Source organism: Kitasatospora sp. NPDC051853, from assembly GCF_044452665.1.
Taxonomy (GTDB): Bacteria; Actinomycetota; Actinomycetes; order Streptomycetales; family Streptomycetaceae; genus Kitasatospora.
Genome location: NZ_JBITBY010000004.1, coordinates 485,088 through 500,795, shown reverse-complemented (window position 1 = coordinate 500,795; position 15,708 = coordinate 485,088). Strand labels below are relative to the sequence as shown.

General features: G+C 73.6%; 9 protein-coding genes and 1 pseudogene. 4 read left to right on the top strand and 6 right to left on the bottom strand.

The window, feature by feature from the left end; all coding sequences use genetic code 11:
- Positions 1–3: 3 nt before the first annotated feature.
- From ACIA8O_RS14575 to ACIA8O_RS14550, 6 genes and pseudogenes are all read right to left on the bottom strand, one after another.
- Entirely contained in the window at positions 4–1,383 is a 1,380-nt protein-coding gene (locus ACIA8O_RS14575) for a M1 family metallopeptidase (RefSeq protein WP_396294063.1), read from the bottom strand.
- A 31-nt stretch (positions 1,384–1,414) separates the two neighbouring features.
- A complete protein-coding gene (locus tag ACIA8O_RS14570; RefSeq protein WP_396294061.1) occupies positions 1,415–5,293 on the bottom strand; it encodes a Pls/PosA family non-ribosomal peptide synthetase in 3,879 nt (1,292 codons plus the stop codon).
- Positions 5,294–5,548: 255 nt separating this feature from the next.
- On the bottom strand, positions 5,549–9,193 hold the full coding sequence (locus ACIA8O_RS14565) for a BTAD domain-containing putative transcriptional regulator (protein ID WP_396294060.1): 3,645 nt from the start codon (positions 9,191–9,193) through the stop codon (positions 5,549–5,551).
- A 164-nt stretch (positions 9,194–9,357) separates the two neighbouring features.
- On the bottom strand, positions 9,358–10,242 hold the full coding sequence (locus tag ACIA8O_RS14560) for a phosphotransferase (RefSeq protein ID WP_396294059.1): 885 nt from the start codon (positions 10,240–10,242) through the stop codon (positions 9,358–9,360).
- On the bottom strand, positions 10,239–11,225 hold the full coding sequence (locus ACIA8O_RS14555; protein WP_396294262.1) for a hypothetical protein: 987 nt from the start codon (positions 11,223–11,225) through the stop codon (positions 10,239–10,241). Before ACIA8O_RS14555 ends, ACIA8O_RS14560 begins: the two co-directional genes overlap by 4 nt.
- A gap of 192 nt (positions 11,226–11,417) precedes the next feature.
- Positions 11,418–11,630, bottom strand: a pseudogene (locus tag ACIA8O_RS14550) (helix-turn-helix domain-containing protein); the annotation flags it as partial.
- Between the two features lie 235 nt (positions 11,631–11,865).
- On the opposite strand from ACIA8O_RS14550, the gene ACIA8O_RS14545 reads away from it, so the two are divergent.
- The 4 genes from ACIA8O_RS14545 to ACIA8O_RS14530 are packed head-to-tail and all read left to right on the top strand — an operon-like array spanning position 11,866 to position 15,629.
- Positions 11,866–12,768 (top strand): phosphotransferase, encoded by a 903-nt coding sequence (locus ACIA8O_RS14545; protein WP_396294057.1) that lies wholly within the window; start codon positions 11,866–11,868, stop codon positions 12,766–12,768.
- Between the two features lie 34 nt (positions 12,769–12,802).
- Complete coding sequence (locus ACIA8O_RS14540; RefSeq protein WP_396294056.1) at positions 12,803–13,798, top strand: hypothetical protein; 996 nt, start codon at positions 12,803–12,805, stop codon at positions 13,796–13,798.
- 10 nt (positions 13,799–13,808) lie between these two features.
- Entirely contained in the window at positions 13,809–14,483 is a 675-nt protein-coding gene (locus ACIA8O_RS14535) for a histidine phosphatase family protein (RefSeq protein ID WP_396294055.1), read from the top strand.
- 9 nt (positions 14,484–14,492) lie between these two features.
- Positions 14,493–15,629 carry a hypothetical protein gene (locus ACIA8O_RS14530; RefSeq protein WP_396294054.1) on the top strand — a complete coding sequence of 379 codons (1,137 nt, stop codon included), beginning with the start codon at positions 14,493–14,495 and terminating at the stop codon, positions 15,627–15,629.
- Positions 15,630–15,708: the final 79 nt, after the last annotated feature.

Here is a 15,708-nt window from a genome sequence, read left to right as displayed (position 1 = left end):
CCGTTACGAGGCCGGCGGGTGCGGCGGCCGCGGCGGTGGGAGCGAGGGCAGCGGGGGGAGCTCCGGGCGGCGGAGCCAGGCGTCGAAGAGGGTGTCGAGCGGGCCCTCGGCGTAGCGCTCGGCGTGGGCGGTGAAGTCGGCGGTGGAGACGACGCCGTGACGGTGCAGCACCGCCCAGTCCTGGACCAGGCGGAAGAACGGCTGGTCGCCGACGGCCGCCCGGAGGGCGTGCAGGACCAGGCCGCCGCGCTGGTAGAGGCGGTCGTCGAACATCAGGCGGCGGCCCGGGTCGCCGAGCACCAGGTCCTGCGGCTGCCCCGCCAGCAGGGCGTGGGCGGCGGCCGCGTGCTCGGCGGCGGTGCGGCCACCGGAGTGCTCGGCCCAGAGCCACTCGGCGTACTTGGCGAAGCCCTCGTTCAGCCAGATGTGCCGCCAGTCGGCGATGGTGACGCTGTTGCCGAACCACTGGTGGGCCAGCTCGTGGGCGACCAGCCGCTCGGAGGCCCGCTGCCCGCCGAGGTGGTTGCGGCCGAAGGTGGCCAGGCCCTGGGCCTCGACCGGGACGTCGAGCTCCTCGTCGGCCACCACCACGGCGTACTCGCCGAAGGGGTAGGGGCCGAAGAGCTCCTCGAAGAGGTGCATCATCCGGGTCTGCCGCCCGAAGTCGGTGCCGAACTCCGGGAGCAGCCGGGGCGGCAGGTAGGCGGTCTGCGGCACGGCGCGGCGGATGTGGCCGGGGTCGCCGCCCTCCACCAGCCGGACCGTCTCGTACAGGCCGACCGAGACCGAGACCAGGTAGCTGGAGGTCGGCGCGGCCTGCTCGTAGACCCAGGTGGTGGAGGAGGAGCGGCTGGTGCGGGCGAGCAGCCGCCCGGTCGCCACCACGGTGAACGGCGAGGCGGTGGTGATCGAGATCAGGTAGCTCGCCTTGTCGGCCGGGCGGTCGTTGCACGGGTACCAGGACGAGGCGCCGACGGGCTGACTGGCCACCAGGGCGCCCTCCGCCAGCTCCTCCCAGCCGAGCCCGCCCCAGGGGCTGCGCACCGGCTTGGGGTTGCCGGTGTAGTGCACCTCGACGGTGAACGCGGCCCCGGCCGCCGGCGCCTTGGCCGGGCGGATCCGCAGCTTGCCGCCCCGGTGGGTGTAGCGGGCGGCCTTGCCGTCCACCAGCACCCGGCCGATCCGGAACTCGGCCAGGTCGAGCGCGAACTCGGCCAGCGCCGAGCCTCCGGCCACCGCGAGGATCCGGGCCGAGCCGCCGAGGCGGTTCGGCCCGGGGCGGTAGTCCAGCGTCAGCTCGTAGCGGTGCACCCGGTAGCGCGGGTCCCCGTGCTCGGGGAAGTACGGGTCGACGCCGGGGGACGGCACCTGCTTGGGACTCAACGCTTCGTACGCTCCTGCTCCAGACGCACCGTCAGGACTGCCAGGCCTCGATCGGATTGCCCAGCCAGCGGGTGTCCGCCGGCACCGACTCGGCCCGCATCACGAGTGAGGCCGGGCCCAGGGTGCTGCGCGCGCCCACCGAGCTGCCGGGCAGCACGATGCCGCCCGGGCCCAGGGTGGCCCCCTCGTGGAGGACCACAGTATCCATGCGCATGATCCGGTCGTGGAAGAGGTGGGTCTGCACCACGCAGCCGCGGTTGACGGTGGCCCCGTCCCCGAGGGTGACCAGGTCCGCCTCGGGCAGCCAGTAGCTCTCGCACCAGACGCCCTTGCCGACCTTGGCGCCGAGCGAGCGCAGCCAGAGGTTGAGCACCGGGGTGCCGGGGACGGCGCCGACCAGCCAGGGCACGGCCAGCACCTCGACGAAGGTGTCGGCCAGCTCGTTGCGCCAGACGAAGCCGCTCCACAGCGGGTGCTCGACCGCCTTGAAGCGGCCGACCAGCAGCCACTTGGCGGCCACCGAGACCAGGCAGGCCAGCACCCCGGCGCCGATCAGCACCAGGCCGGAGAGCAGCGCGACGCCCCAGAGCGGCAGCGCCCCGGCGAGGGCGGCCAGCGCGGCCAGGGTGAGCACCAGCAGCCCGGTGGAGGCCACCACCGGGACGAGGCGGCAGACCTCGACCAGGCCGCGGGCCCAGAGCAGGCGGGCCGGCGGGTCGTAGGTGAGGCTGTCGTCCGCCCGGTCGGCCGAGCGGGGCAGCTTGACCGGGGGCATGCCCAGGTAGGAGCTGCCCTTCTTGGCCTTCTTCGGGGTGGCGGAGAGCACGCCGACCAGGCCCCGGTCCGGCACCGCGCGGCCGGGCGCGGTCATCCCGGAGTTGCCCAGGAAGGCCTTCTTGCCGATCTCGGCCGAGCCGAGGCGCAGCCAGCCGCCGCCCAGCTCGTACGGGGCGATCAGGGTGTCGTCGGCCAGGAAGGCGCCGTCGCCGACGGTGGTCAGGCTGGGCAGGGCGAGCACGGTGGACACCTCGGCGCGGCTGCCGATGGTCATGCCGAGGGCGCGCAGCCAGACCGGGGTGATCAGACCGGCGTAGAGCGGGAAGAAGATCTCCCGGGCCTGGTCCATCAGCTGACTGACCGTCCAGGCCTGCCAGGCGATCCGGCCGTGCAGCGGGTGGACGCCCGGCTCCAGGCCGACGGAGAGCAGCCGCACGCCCGCCAGCAGCAGGCCGGCGTGCACCAGGCCGTAGGCCAGGGTGGCCGGGACGAGGGCGAGCAGGGCGCCGGTGAGCGCCCGGCCGAGGCCGTCGCCGGGGTGGACGAACAGGCCCGTCACCAGGAGGGCGGCGGCCAGCGGGAGGACGGGGAGCAGGGTGAGGCCGAGGCCGCTGATCCCGTACATCGCGGACCAGAGCGGCTTGCGCGGCGGGCGCTGCTTGGGCCAACCGCGCTCCGCCTTGCCGAGTTTGACGGCGGGTGCGCCGGCCCAGAGCTGGCCGGTGGGCACCTGGCCGTTGACGCCGGAGCCGGGGGCGACCTGGGCCCCCTTGCCGACCTTGGCGCCGGGCAGCAGGGTGGAGCGGGTGCCGACCACGGCGCCCGCGCCGACCTTGACCGCGCCGATCTCCAGCCGGTCGCCGTCCAGCCAGTAGCCGGAGAGGTCCACCTCGGCCTCGACGGCGGCGCCGCGGCCGAGCTTGAGCAGGCCGGTGACGGGCGGCAGCGAGTGCAGGTCCACGTCCTGGCCGATCTTCGCGCCGAGCGCCCGGCCGTAGCGGGTGAGCCAGGAGCCGGAGAGCGAGGTGGCGCCGCTGACCTCGGCCAGGCGTTCGGCGGTCCACAGCCGCAGGTGCACCGAGCCGCCGCGCGGGTGGCGGCCGGGGCCGACGCCGCGCAGCAGCAGCCGGGCGCCGCCGGCCGCGAGGGCGAGCCGGCCGGGCGGGCTGAACAGCAGGACGGCGGCCGCGCCGATCAGCCACCAGGAGGCGGTGGGGGCCCACGGGTAGTCGCCGAACCAGGCCAGCACGTTGCCCAGGGCCAGCAGGCCGGTCGCCCAGCGCAGGCCGGTGAGGGTGAACAGCGGGACCAGCAGCAGGAGTTGGAGCAGCTTGGCGCGGGCCGGGACGGGCGCGATCTCGCGCTGCTTGCCGTCGCCCTGGCCGCTCTGCTCCAGGTGGCGGGCGAGCTTGCGCAGGGTCGGGTACTGGTAGAGGTCGACCACGGCCACCGAGGGGTAGCGCTCGCGCAGCAGGGTGGTCAGCCGGGCGGCGGACAGGCTGCCGCCGCCGATGGCGAAGAAGTCCTCCCGGGCGCTGCCGACCGGTACGCCGAGGATCTCCTCCCACTGCTCGGCCAGCCAGGCCTCGGTGCCGTACAACTGCTCGACGGGGCCCGCCGGTTCGAGGTCGGCCAGCGGCCAGGGCAGCGCGTTGCGGTCCACCTTGCCGGAGGTGCGGGTCGGCAGTGAGTCGACGGGGGCGAGCAACGGGACCAGCGCGGCCGGGAGTTCGGCCCGCAGGCGCTCCACCGCCGCGGCCCGGTCGAAGCCCTCCTGGGTGACCAGGTAGCCGACCAGCAGCTGGTTGCCGCCCTTGGCGGTGCGGACGGCGGCGGCCGCGCCGGCCACCCCGGGCAGCGCCTGGAGCGCCGCGTCCACCTCGCCGAGCTCGATCCGGCGGCCGCCGAGCTTGATCTGCTCGTCGCCGCGGCCGAGGAAGAGCAGGCCCTCGGGCTCGGCCTGCACCACGTCGCCGGAGCGGTAGGCGCGCTCCCAGCCGAGCGATTCGAGGGGCGCGTACTTCTCGGCGTCCTTGGCCGGGTCCAGGTAGCGGGCCAGGCCGACGCCGCCGATCACCAGCTCGCCGGTCTCGCCCATCTTCACCGGCTGTCCGTCGGGGCCGACCACGGCCAGCTCCCAGCCCTGGAGCGGCAGGCCGATCCTGACCGGGCCCTCGCCGTCCAGCAGCGCGGCGCAGGCGACCACGGTGGCCTCGGTCGGGCCGTAGGTGTTCCACACCTCGCGGCCCTCGGTGACCAGGCGCTGCACCAGCTCGGGCGGGCAGGCCTCGCCGCCGAAGATCAGCAGCCGCACCTCGTTCAGCGCCTCGGCGGGCCAGAGCGCGGCCAGCGTCGGGACGGTGGAGACCACGGTGATCTCCTGCTCGGCCAGCCAGGGGCCGAGGTCGGCGCCGCCGCGCACCTGGGAACGCGGCACCGGCACCAGGCAGGCCCCGTGCCGCCAGGCCAGCCACATCTCCTCGCAGGAGGCGTCGAAGGCGACCGAGAGCCCGGCCATCACCCGGTCGCCGGGGCCGATCGGCTCCTCCTGGAGGAAGAGCGCGGCCTCGGCGTCCACGAAGGCGGCCGCGTTGAGGTGGGTGACGGCGACGCCCTTGGGCTTGCCGGTGGAGCCGGAGGTGAAGATGATCCAGGCGTCGTCCCCGGTGGCGGGCACCTGGCCGGTGCGGCCGCCGGGCTGACGGCCCGTCAGGGCCAGGGCGCGGCCCTCGCCGAGCACGCCGGCCGCCTCGGCCTCGCCGAAGACCAGCTCGGCCCGCTCGTCCGGGTCCTCGGCGTCCACCGGGACGTAGGCGGCACCGGCCGCGAGCACACCGAGGATGGCGACGTAGAGGTCGTTGCTGCCGGAGGGCACCCGGATGCCGACCCGGTCGCCGCGGCCGATCCCGGCGGCGGCCAGCCGGCGCCGCACGGACTCGATCTCGGCGCCCAGCGCACGGTAGGTGAGGACGGCGCGGCCGTCGTCGAGCGCGGGCTCGTTGGGGTGCGCGCGGGTGGTCGCCGCCAGCACGTCGAGCAGGGTGCGCGGCTCGGGTACCGGCCCCGCCGTGTACCGGGCGGAGTCCCCGGCCCCCTTGTCCTGCGGTGTCGTCACCTGTGTCAGCACGGCCATGTGACACGATGCTAATGCGTCGTGGTTACGCCGCCCGTCGAGTGGATCACCTCCGGGTCTCGTGCGCCCCCGATCGGACGAACCGTCAGTCCGTACCCGACCGATGCTCCCCACCTGCGGAATACACGCCCCGGAAGCCGTCCCGGCCGCCTCGCGGCCGCCTCGCGGCCGCCTTCCGCGCCGGGTGACCAACGGCACAGCCGTACGACCGGATGACATCAGGAGTTCGTCCGTTCTTGTCCGGCCGGACACCTTTCACCCGGTCAGCGGGGCGCCCCGGCGGGGCAGCCGGGCGGTCAGCTCCTCCGCCTCCCGGCGGTGCGCGGCCGCCGCCTCCGGTTCGCCCAGGTAGGTGGCGAGCTCGGCCAGGGCGAGCGAGACCGGGCACAGCGCGATCGAGGTGCTGGCCGCCCCGGCCACCATGCCCCGGTGCGGGAGCAGGTCGGCGTAGACCTCGGCCGCCTCGGCCCGCTCGTCCAGGGCGACCACGGCCATCGCCCGCAGGGTCAGGAAGTAGGAGCGGTAGTAGTCCGGCGGGATCGGCCGCCGCTCCACCCGGGTGGCCCGCACCTCCGCCACCGGACGGCCCGCCTGCAGCAGGGCCAGCGCCCGGACGTCCTCCACCAGCGGCCCGTAGAGCTCGCCGCCGCGCTCGATCAGCGGCAACTCCTCGGCCAGCCGCCCCTGTTGGAACGCCCGGGTGATCCGGTAGAGGGCGTCGAAGCCCTCCGCGTGGATCGAGTCCCGGGAGTACAGGCCCTCGAGGGCGGCCCCGAAGCGGGCGTCCGCCTCCTCCTCCCGGCCCTCGATCAGCGCCAGCATGCCGAGCTGGCAGCGGCCCACGTCCACCAACTCGGGCAGGTGGTACGCCTCGGCGATCCGCAACCCGGCGAGCGCGTGCTCGCGCACCCCCGCGAAGTCGCTGCGCACCGCGGCGGCGGTGCACCTCAGGTGCTCGGCCAGCCAGCGGTAGGCGGGCAGGTCGTGCTCGGTGGCCAGGGCGGAGAGCTCCGCCGCGATGGCGGTGCGCAGCTCGATCTGGAGCTCGTAGTCGTGCACCCGGGCCTGGGCCGCCAACGCGTGCGCCAGCAACACCGGATCGCCCACCTGACGGGCTATCGCCACCGCCTCGGCGGCCGCGTCCCAGCCCTCCGGGCTGCCGGAGCAGTCGAGTTCGTAGGTGAGCGCGTCGAGCAGGTGGCAGCGGGTGGCCGGCGGCAGGTCGGGGCGGGCCAGCAGCGCGTTCAGCGCCTCGACGGCGGCGTGGTCCACCGAACCGTACGGATGGGCCACCCACGGGGTGGGCTCGGTCCAGGAGGTCCAGGCGGCGACCGAGAGCTCGAACCGCCCGCTCTCCCGGGCCTCCGCGATGGCGGTCGCCCGGGTGGCCAGCGCGGCCCGGATCGCCCCCGCCCGCACCTGGGCGCGCAGCAGCGCGCCCAGCAGCTCGATCCGGCGGGCCTGACGGTCCACCAGCTCGGCGGGCACCAGGTCGAGCAGGTCGACGGCCTGGCGCAGCAGGGCGGCGCAGGTCTCGTGCGCGTAGCGGCGCTCGGCCGCCTCGGCGGCGCGGACCGCGTACTCCACCGCCAGATGGGCGGTGGCGGGGCCGGCCGCCTGGGCGAAGTGGTGGGCCAGGGCCGAGAGCCGGGTGGGGCGGCGGGTGCGGAGCGCCTCCGCCACCCGGCCGTGCAGGCGGGATCGGCGCAGGCGGGTGAGGTCGCCGTAGAGGGTGTCGCGGACCAGCGCGTGGGTGAACCGGACGACGCCGGGGCCGGGTTCGGTGAGCAGGCCGCCGTTGAGTGCGGTCTCCAGGGCGGCGTAGAGCTGGTCCTCGGCCTGCTGCGCGGCCTGCTGCGCGCCGGACTGCGCGGCTTGCGCGGCTTGCGGACCGCCGTGCTGCGGGTACTGGTGACCGGCGGGCAGCTGGACGGGCTCGGGCCCGGCCGGCAGCTGGACGGGCTCGGGCCCGGCCGGCAGCTGGACAAGCTCGGGTCCGGCGGGGAACCGGGCGCCCTGGGGCTCGGGCCACCGTGCGTACCGCCGGCTGTCTTCCGGTCGGCCCGGCCGCTCTTCCCACTGCCCGGCCGCGGCCGCGGCCGCCACCAGCACGTCGACCTCGGCCTCCCGGCCCACCACGGCGACCAGCCGGAGCACCTCCAGGGTGGCGGGCGGCAGCCGGTCGAAGCGGCGGCGCAGCACGTCGCCGACGCCCTGCGGCACCTCGGTGACGGCCACCAATGCCCCCTCGGCCGCCAGCAGGCGGGCGCTCTCCCGCAGGTAGAACGGGTTGCCGCCGGTGCGTTCGGCCAGCGCGGCCACCGTCTCCGGCCGGACCGGGGCCGCACAGACCGCCTCCACCAGCCGTCCGGCCTCGGCCGGGGCCAGCCCGTGCAGCGGCAGTCGGCGCGGGCTCAGGCGGGCCAACTGACCCAGTGTCTCGGTGAGTTCGCCCTCCCCCAGGCGGTGGGCCAGCACCAGCAGCAGGCCGGGCACGGCCGGGCCGGTGGCCAGCTCGCCGAGCAGCGCCCTGGTCTCCCGGTCGGCGGCGTGCAGGTCGTCCAGGACCAGGGCCACCGGGCGGGCCGCGGTGGCGGCCCGCAGCCAGTCCGCCACCGCCCGGTGCAGCCGGAACCTCCCCGCGAGGGCGTCCTCCCGGCCGGAACCCTCCGCCGGGCCCTCGCTCTCCAGCAGCGGCGCCAGCAGCCCGGCGAGCACGGGCTCCGGGGCGGTCCTGGCCGCCAGCGCCCGCAGCGCCTCCGTCCACGCCCAGGCCGCCGGGGCCCCCTCCGTCTCGGGACACCTTCCGGCCGCCACCAGCCAGCCCTCACCGGTCAGTTCGACCCGCAGCCGGTGCAGCAGAGTGCTCTTCCCGGCCCCGGCCTCCCCGCTGACCACCACCACCCCACTGCCACCCCCGGCCACCTGGGCGGCCACCTCCCGCACCGCCCGCAGCTCCGCCTCCCGGCCGACGAACACCTCGGAAGCGGCAGCCACAGCCGCCCCGGGGGCCGTCCGGACGGCCGCGCGCGGCAGCGGCACGCCGTCGGTCACGGGCACCTCGACCGACCCGCCCGAAATCCCGTCCCCGGCAAGCCCGTTGGGCAGTACCCGCTCCCGGACCCGGGGCGGCAGCAGCTCCGTGTGCTGGTGCAGGACGGCCGACTCCAGGTCGGCCAGGGCAGGGCTCGGGTCCAGGCCGAGTTCCTCACCGAGCAGGGCGCGGGCCCGCCGCAGAGCGTCCAGCGCCTCCGCCTGCCGGTGCCCGGCCCAGAGGGCGAGCGCCAGCAGCCGCCAGCCCTCCTCCCGGTACGGGTGCTCCTCGGTCAGCGCCAGCGCCTGCGGCACGGCCACCGCCGAGTCCCCCTGCTCCAACTCCAGCTCGATCAGCAACTCCCGTGCAGCAAGCCGCAGTTCACCGAGCCGCGCCACCTCCGCGACCGCCCACGAACGGTCCGCGAACTCCCCGTACGCCTCCCCGCTCCACAGCTCCAGCCCTTCCCGGGCCGGGCCCGGGCGCCGCAGTTCGCGGGCCCGGACCAGCAGCCGCTCGAAGTCCCGGGCGTCCAGCGCCCCGCTGCTGCGCGGCAGCCGCAGCGCGTACCCGGCCCCCTCGCTGACCAGCAGCCGGGCCGCCTCGCGCGGACCCCGCCCGGGCTCCAGCAGCCGCCGCAGGTTGGAGACGTACGCCTGCAACGAGGCGCTCGCCTTGGCCGGCGGCCGCCCCTGCCAGAGCCCCTCCACCAACCGGTCGGCGGGCACCACGGCCCCGTCCGCGACCAGCAGTTGCCCCAGCACGGCACGCTGGTGCGGGCCGCCCAACCGGACCGCCCGCCCGTCCACCTCGACCCCGAGCGCCCCCAGCACCCGGACCCGCACCGCCCCCGCGTTCCGCTCCATCGTTCGAGCTTAGCCCGCGCCACCGTACGGTCCGGATCAACCCCGCCCCCGCCCCGGCAAGCCGGGTCGACCTCGGCAGCGAACGGCCTCAACCGTTCGTACCGCACCGATTCGGCGAGCGCTGGTCCTCCGCCGGACCGGACAGGCGGAAGCCGCGCACCCCTTCAGCCGACGACCGTCCAACCCCAGGGCCGCGGGCCCCTCTCCCCTCGCAGGCAGGCCAGACGGTGGTGGGCCTCTGATCGGTGGTGGTCCGGATCGGCTGCCGCGTGCTGGAGGGCGAAGCAGGTGACTCGCAGCTCGCGGATGTCGCGCAGCACCGCATAGCCGCCCCAGGAGGTCACGTCAGTGCCGTAGGCCTTGCAGAACGCCGCGTACTCGCTCTCCGAAACGGAGCCGAAGCTGCCGTGGCCGACGGCCGTGGCGGTGAGGTCCCACTCAGGAGGGCCCAAGGAGGTCCGCTCGAAGTCGAGCAGGTAGGTGGTGGTCGGCGTGACCGCGACATTGCCGCGCCAGGCGTCGCCGTGGATGACGCTTGCCGGCATTCCTGCCGGAAGGCCGGACCATGCTGCTTCGAGTGCCGCCAGGCGGTTGCGCAGCCACTGCCGCTGCTCGTCGTCGAGGGTGGCCGCGCCGTCGATCCTGGCGGCCAGCCGGACGAACGGGTCGAGGTGGCCCAACGGGATGGCCGGGACGGGAAGTTCGTGGAGGCGTCGGAGGAGCGGTGCGATGTCGGCAGCGCCCCCCGAGCGGTGTGGGGGAAGCTCGTGCCAGAAGGTCACCGGATGGCCGTCCACCTCCAGCGGCTCCCGCAGGTGATCGAGCGGCCGTACCGCGGGCACCTCGCAGTCGTGCAGCCAACGGGCGACCGCCAGTTCGCGGGCGGCGGCAACCGCCTGCCCGGGGCGAGCGATGCGCGCCACGATCCGAGACGGCAACCGCCACAGTGCGTTCTCCCCGATCCGTATCGGCTCGGCCCCCGCCGCCGACAGTCCGGCACTGGCACACGCCTTGACCAGCAGGGCGTGGGACTCCTCGGTACGGCTCACGTCGCCACCGTAACGGCGATCCGCTCCCGCAGGTCCCGGACGTCGGGGAGGTTGCGGTGGCGGTGGGCCACCCGGCCCAGCTCGGCCAGCTCGTGGTTCGCGCGCAGCGAGCGCAGGTCGCTGACCTCGGCGAGCGCACCGCTCCCCTCGGCCAGGGCCTGCTCGGGGTCACCGGCGGCCATCTGGAGCGTGGCCAGCTTGGTGCGGGAGAACGCGCGGGACCGGGCGAAGCCGTCGCCGTGGCCGTCCACCGCGGCCTGCAGCCGGTGGAGCGCCTCCTGCGGCGGGTGGCCGGCGAGGGCGAGGTCGAACAGGGCGTGGCCGGTGTCGCCCTGGTGCTGGGCGCTGTCGTAGTACGCCATCCACGCTCCTTCGTTCGCCGCGATGATCGAGGCGAACGAGTCGTCGGAGATGCCGATCGCGGCCAGGGTCTGCTGGGTGCGACCCATCTTCGCCAGGGCTCGGGCACGGGCGTTGTGGAGCATGGACTGTTCGGCCGGGGAGAGACGGTCGGCGCGGGCAAGGCCGAGTTCCGCAAGGGTGAGGGCGGTGTCGGGGTCGCCGCGCCAAGTGGCCTGCCGGGAACGGAGGTTGTAGGAGATGGCGCGCAACGGCCAGTTGTCCACTTCCTCGGCGCACGAAGTGGCGAAGGCGAAGAGGCGGTGGGCGCCGCCATGGGCGAAGGCATCGAAGGCAGAGGCGCCGACCACGGTCGCCAGGCGGCTGACGGCGGCGAACAGCTCCGCGCGCAGTGGAGTGGGGCAGCGGCTGTTCAGGAGGCCGGCAGCCCAGCGCAGTTGGGCGAGTGCGGTGTCACGGACGACGCCGGCGCCGCCGTAGAGGTTGTCCCAGCTGCGCAGGGTCGTCGCGGCGGCGCGGACCTGTTCGACGTCCGCGGGCCGGACCACTGCGGGTACGGCTGCGGCCGGGGTGGAGGTCAGGAGTTGGGCCAGGGGGCCTGCGGCGAGCGCTGCACTCGTCACGGCAAGGAAGTTCCGTCGTTCCATGGGATCGGACTCGTTCCACTCGGGAGCGGGCGATGGCTCCTCAAGCGTGCCCCCGAGCAGAGTCCCCGGGGGAGCCTTGACCGGCCCACCGGGCCGTCTGTCCATTTCCCTTGAGCGGTTGTCCATTTCGGCCCGGGCCAGCGCGATGCTCCGCGACAGGACTCCACCGGTGTCCAGGGCAGCGTCCAACGCCTGGGCGTGGTGCAGCTTGCAGGGCCGTTCAGCCCGCTCGATCTTGCTGATCAGGTCCCCACTGAGGTGAACCAGCCGCCCGAGTTCGTCCTGACTCAGGCTCCTGAGGTCCCGCCAGTGCCGGAGCTCCGCACCGAACCAGTGGGCTGCGGACCGTGTGGGGTCCAAGGGCTTTGGCGGTCGCGGCATCTGGTCCCCCGGGCCTCTCTTGTGGACGACGACCGCTGTCCGAATGCCGGCACTGGTCGGGCGGCTCACCGGCAGGGCTGAATGTCTCCAAGTGCTGACGGCCCATTACACACCGCTACGGGCCTGAGGCGCAGGCGTTCGTACAGCCGCGCCGCGACAGGCCCGTGCTGCCCTGCCCCACGCGGCACAGCCCTGGCTGTGCCGTCCCAACTCGACCCTACGGAAGGATGGATGGATGAGTGAATGGGAGTTCGTGAAGAACAGGACCGCCACCCGAGGCGCGGTGTGGAAGTCGGCTGACGGCCTGCTCTACAAGCGGACCGGTGGTGAGGATCTGCGGGCGGAGACCGAGTTCCAGCAGCTGGCCGCCAGCCTGGGCTACCCGGTGCCGGAGATCGTCGACAGCGGTCTGAAAGACGGACGCTACTTCGTCGTCGAGCGCGCCATCGGCGACACCTCGTTGCACGAGGAGGCATTGGCCGACGCCAGGCAGGACGGTCAGGTCAGCCACCAGGTGATCGGCACGGCGGCTGCCGTCGCGTCGGAGCTCCTGCAGGCCCAGGCGAGGCACCCCCTCCCCGCCGTGCCGTGGTTCGAGAAGGCGGCCTTCGCGGCCGAGGTCTTCGAGGAGAACCCCGACTTCGACACCCCGCGCGTCCACCGGGCGGTCAAGCGCGCCCTCGACCGGCTGGCCCGGCTCCCGATGGTGCACGGGCACCTGGACTACGGCCTGCCCAACGTCCTTCAGGCCGGGGTCATCGACTGGCAGCACCACGGGCCCGTCCCGCTCGGCTACGACGTCTACCCCGCGCTCGACATCGTGGCCTTCAAGGGCGGCGGCAAGGGCTACAGCATCACCCCGGAACAGCGCGCCGCCTACACCGCCGCCCTCGACGAGACCACCGCCTCCCTGATCGGGCAGCGGGTCAGTGAGCACTTGGGCGACTTCCTGCTCGTCAAGTGCTTCTTCTTCCTCGCCCTCATGCGGCCCACCGACCCCACACGGCACGACAAGCACATCAAGTGGCAGTACCGCCGCACCCTTTTCACGATGGGACTTGATCAGCATGAGTCGGGCAACGCAATCGACACCGGCACCTTCCCCACTCTGGAACGGTTCACCGCTGAACACCGGTAGGCCGGTCCCCACCGTCCGCGACCGTGACTACCTGATGGACCATCACGGAGTCGTCTTCAAGGTCATCGGCGACAGCCACCCCGGCAGCCACTACCTCGGTTACGTCAAGTACCACCCCGACGAGAAGGGCGACCGACGGCTGTTCGGCCGGACGTACCGTCAGAACAGCGTCGTGTCGAAGTCCTTCGGCATCCTGGCCGGCAGGCCGGAGTGCTACGTCTACTCCGACACCCTCGGCTGCGTCATCACCGGCATCCCGCGTGAGGACGTGGCCGTCCACTACTCCTGCCGCCAGGCCCTCGCCGCCATCCGCGAGGACCCCGGCGCGGTCGCCGACAACCCGGTCGGCAAGGACCTCCTGGCGATCGCCGGGTGGATCACCACGAACGACGCCCAGGGCCTGATCGGCGTCACCGGCTCCTTCCTCGTCGGCTGCTTCAACGAGCGCTCCGACATCGACCTCGTCTGCTACGGACCGGAGGGCTACGAGGTCGCCCAGGAGCTGTTCCAGCAGACCGACCTGATCCGTCCGTACGACGGAGGCGACCTGACCCGGCTGTACATCCGCCGGGCCAAGTACATGGAGGGCAGCTCCTTCGACGCCCTCATCAAGCAGGAACGCCGCAAGCTCCAAGGACTCACCGCCAACGCCGGCGCGCACATCAACTGCGAACCCATCCGCTCCGACCGCGACAAGACCTTCGCCCGGATCTCCTCCAAGGAGATCGGCGAGGTCTCGCTCCTCGCCGAGATCACCGACCACGCCGAGGGCCTCACCACCCCGGCCGTCTACGGGATCAAGGTCAAGACCATCCTCAACTCGACCATCGACGAGGCCGACTCCTTCGCCCGCCGGATCACCCACATGCGCTCGTACCTCGGTGCCTACACCGGCGCCTTCCGATCCGGTGACACCGTGCACCTGGCCGGCAAGCTCGTCCACACCCAGGACGGCGAACACAGCGGCTTCGGCATCGAACTCACCCCCTGGACCGTCAGCGGCTCCTACGTCGCCAACCTCGCCGGATAGGACCCACACCGTGACCCTGCTCGTCATCCGGCACGCCGAATCCGTCGAAAACGCCGACAAGTACAACGGCTTCTACCAAGACCCCCGCCCATACAACGGAGCCGCCGCACACGCCATCTCCCGCACCATCGTCGGCCTCACCCCGCGAGGCTTCCGGCAGGCCCAGTGGCTCGCCGAGGTCCTCCCGCAGCTCGCGGGCCCCGAGCCGCACGTCTACACCTCGACCTACCGCAGGGCGATCGACACCGCCGCGATCGCTCTGCCCGGCCTCCCCGACGGCCGGCCCCAGCACACCGCGCTCCTCGACGAACAGCACTACGGCGACGCCACCTACATGACCAAGCGCGAGCTGTACGACAACTACCCCGAACTCGCCGAGGACCGCCGCCTGCGCAAGCACGTCTGGACAGCGCCGGGCGGCGGCGAGTCACTCGCCGAGGGCGTGCTCAACCGGGCCGCCGAGTTCGCCGCCCTCGCCCAGGCCGAACTCCAGGAGGCCCGCACCGTCGTCGCCTTCACCCATCAGACCGCCGCGGTGGCGCTCCGCTCCCTGCTCGAGGTCCGCTCCCTGCCCGAGATCCTCGCTGAGGAACGGAAGGGCAAGATGCCCAACGCCGCGATCCTCCACTACGAGCTGCACGACGGCCGGTTCACCCGGACGGGAACCACCACCCCGCCGATCTAGGAGGAGCCCGTGCGACACCTGTTCCTCAACGGGCCCGTCCAGAACGGGCCCTTCACCTTCGCCACCCGCCCTGGCAAGGCCGTCGGCATCCGACTCGCCGCCGCGCTCAACGCCATCCTGGGCTTACCGCCCGCACCCCACCTGTGGAACACCGTGACCCTCGCCGGAGACCTCCGCTACCACGAGGCCGACGGCCCCACGATCCCCCGCCGGCGCTTCGAGGCCGACCTGATAGCCGACAAGTACCCATCCGGGCAGTCTCCGGTGGGCGGCATCATGACCGACACCGACGCCGAGGTCGCCGATCTCGCACTGGAGACGATCGAGAACAACCTCCGCGCCGGCACCCTCACCATCAGCCGCGAGACGGTCCCCATCTGCCGGGCCTGCGGCCACATGACCGGCATCGGCGGCCACCCCTGCAACGCCTGCGGCAGCACCGACACCCTGGACCGAACCAACCTCCACCTCGTCGCCGAACTCGCGAAGGAACGCCCCGTCCTCGACCGCTCGGACATCCACGCCAGCCACCGCCGGCAGCCCAAGCACCTCCAGCGCACCTCGGCCAACATCGCCCAGCGCCTGATCCTCTCCCGCACCCGCGACCACGGCATCGACCTCTCGCCCGTCGGCCTCAACGGCCTCGTCCTCGACCCGCGCGTCGGCATCCACGTCACCGTGCTCGCCGCAGCCCGACGGCACGAGGCGGAGATGGCCGTCATGACCATCACCGAGAACGCCGCCAACCACATCGCCGCCCACGGCCAGCACTTCCGCGAGCAAGACGGCACTCGCCTCCAGTACGCCCTGCACGGCCACCTCCCCTACGACCACATGGCAAGCCTGCAGCCGCTGTACGAGGCGTACCGCACCACCCAGGAGATCGAGGACGACTTCGAGGCCTGGTTCCTCCCGGTCTTCTCCCTGAGGACCAGGACCGCGACGAGCCCGGGCCAACTGCCCGCGCTCTTCAAGCACTACATGCGAGCACGTCTGGCCGACCCCGTCACGGCCGACGCAGCCGTCCTCGAAGCCGTACAGCACGCGGTCTCCACCGGCGACACCGAATGGATCACGAACAAGCGGGCACTGGCCGCAGTGCTGGCTGCCCGCGCGACGGCGCCGGTCACTGCGGCAAAGGTCTGACGAACAGCTCGGACACGCATCATCGCCGCTGAGCAGGAAGTGGCCCCTCAACCGGAGCCGCCGGTCGAGAGCTCCCGGG

Excerpts from the sequence above, each read along its gene's own strand:
- ACIA8O_RS14545 (WP_396294057.1), top strand. The coding sequence starts at position 11,866 with ATGAGTGAATGGGAGTTCGTGAAGAACAGGACCGCCACCCGAGGCGCG.
- ACIA8O_RS14570 (WP_396294061.1), bottom strand. The coding sequence starts at position 5,293 with ATGGCCGTGCTGACACAGGTGACGACACCGCAGGACAAGGGGGCCGGG.
- ACIA8O_RS14540 (WP_396294056.1), top strand. The coding sequence starts at position 12,803 with ATGGACCATCACGGAGTCGTCTTCAAGGTCATCGGCGACAGCCACCCC.
- ACIA8O_RS14565 (WP_396294060.1), bottom strand. The coding sequence starts at position 9,193 with ATGGAGCGGAACGCGGGGGCGGTGCGGGTCCGGGTGCTGGGGGCGCTC.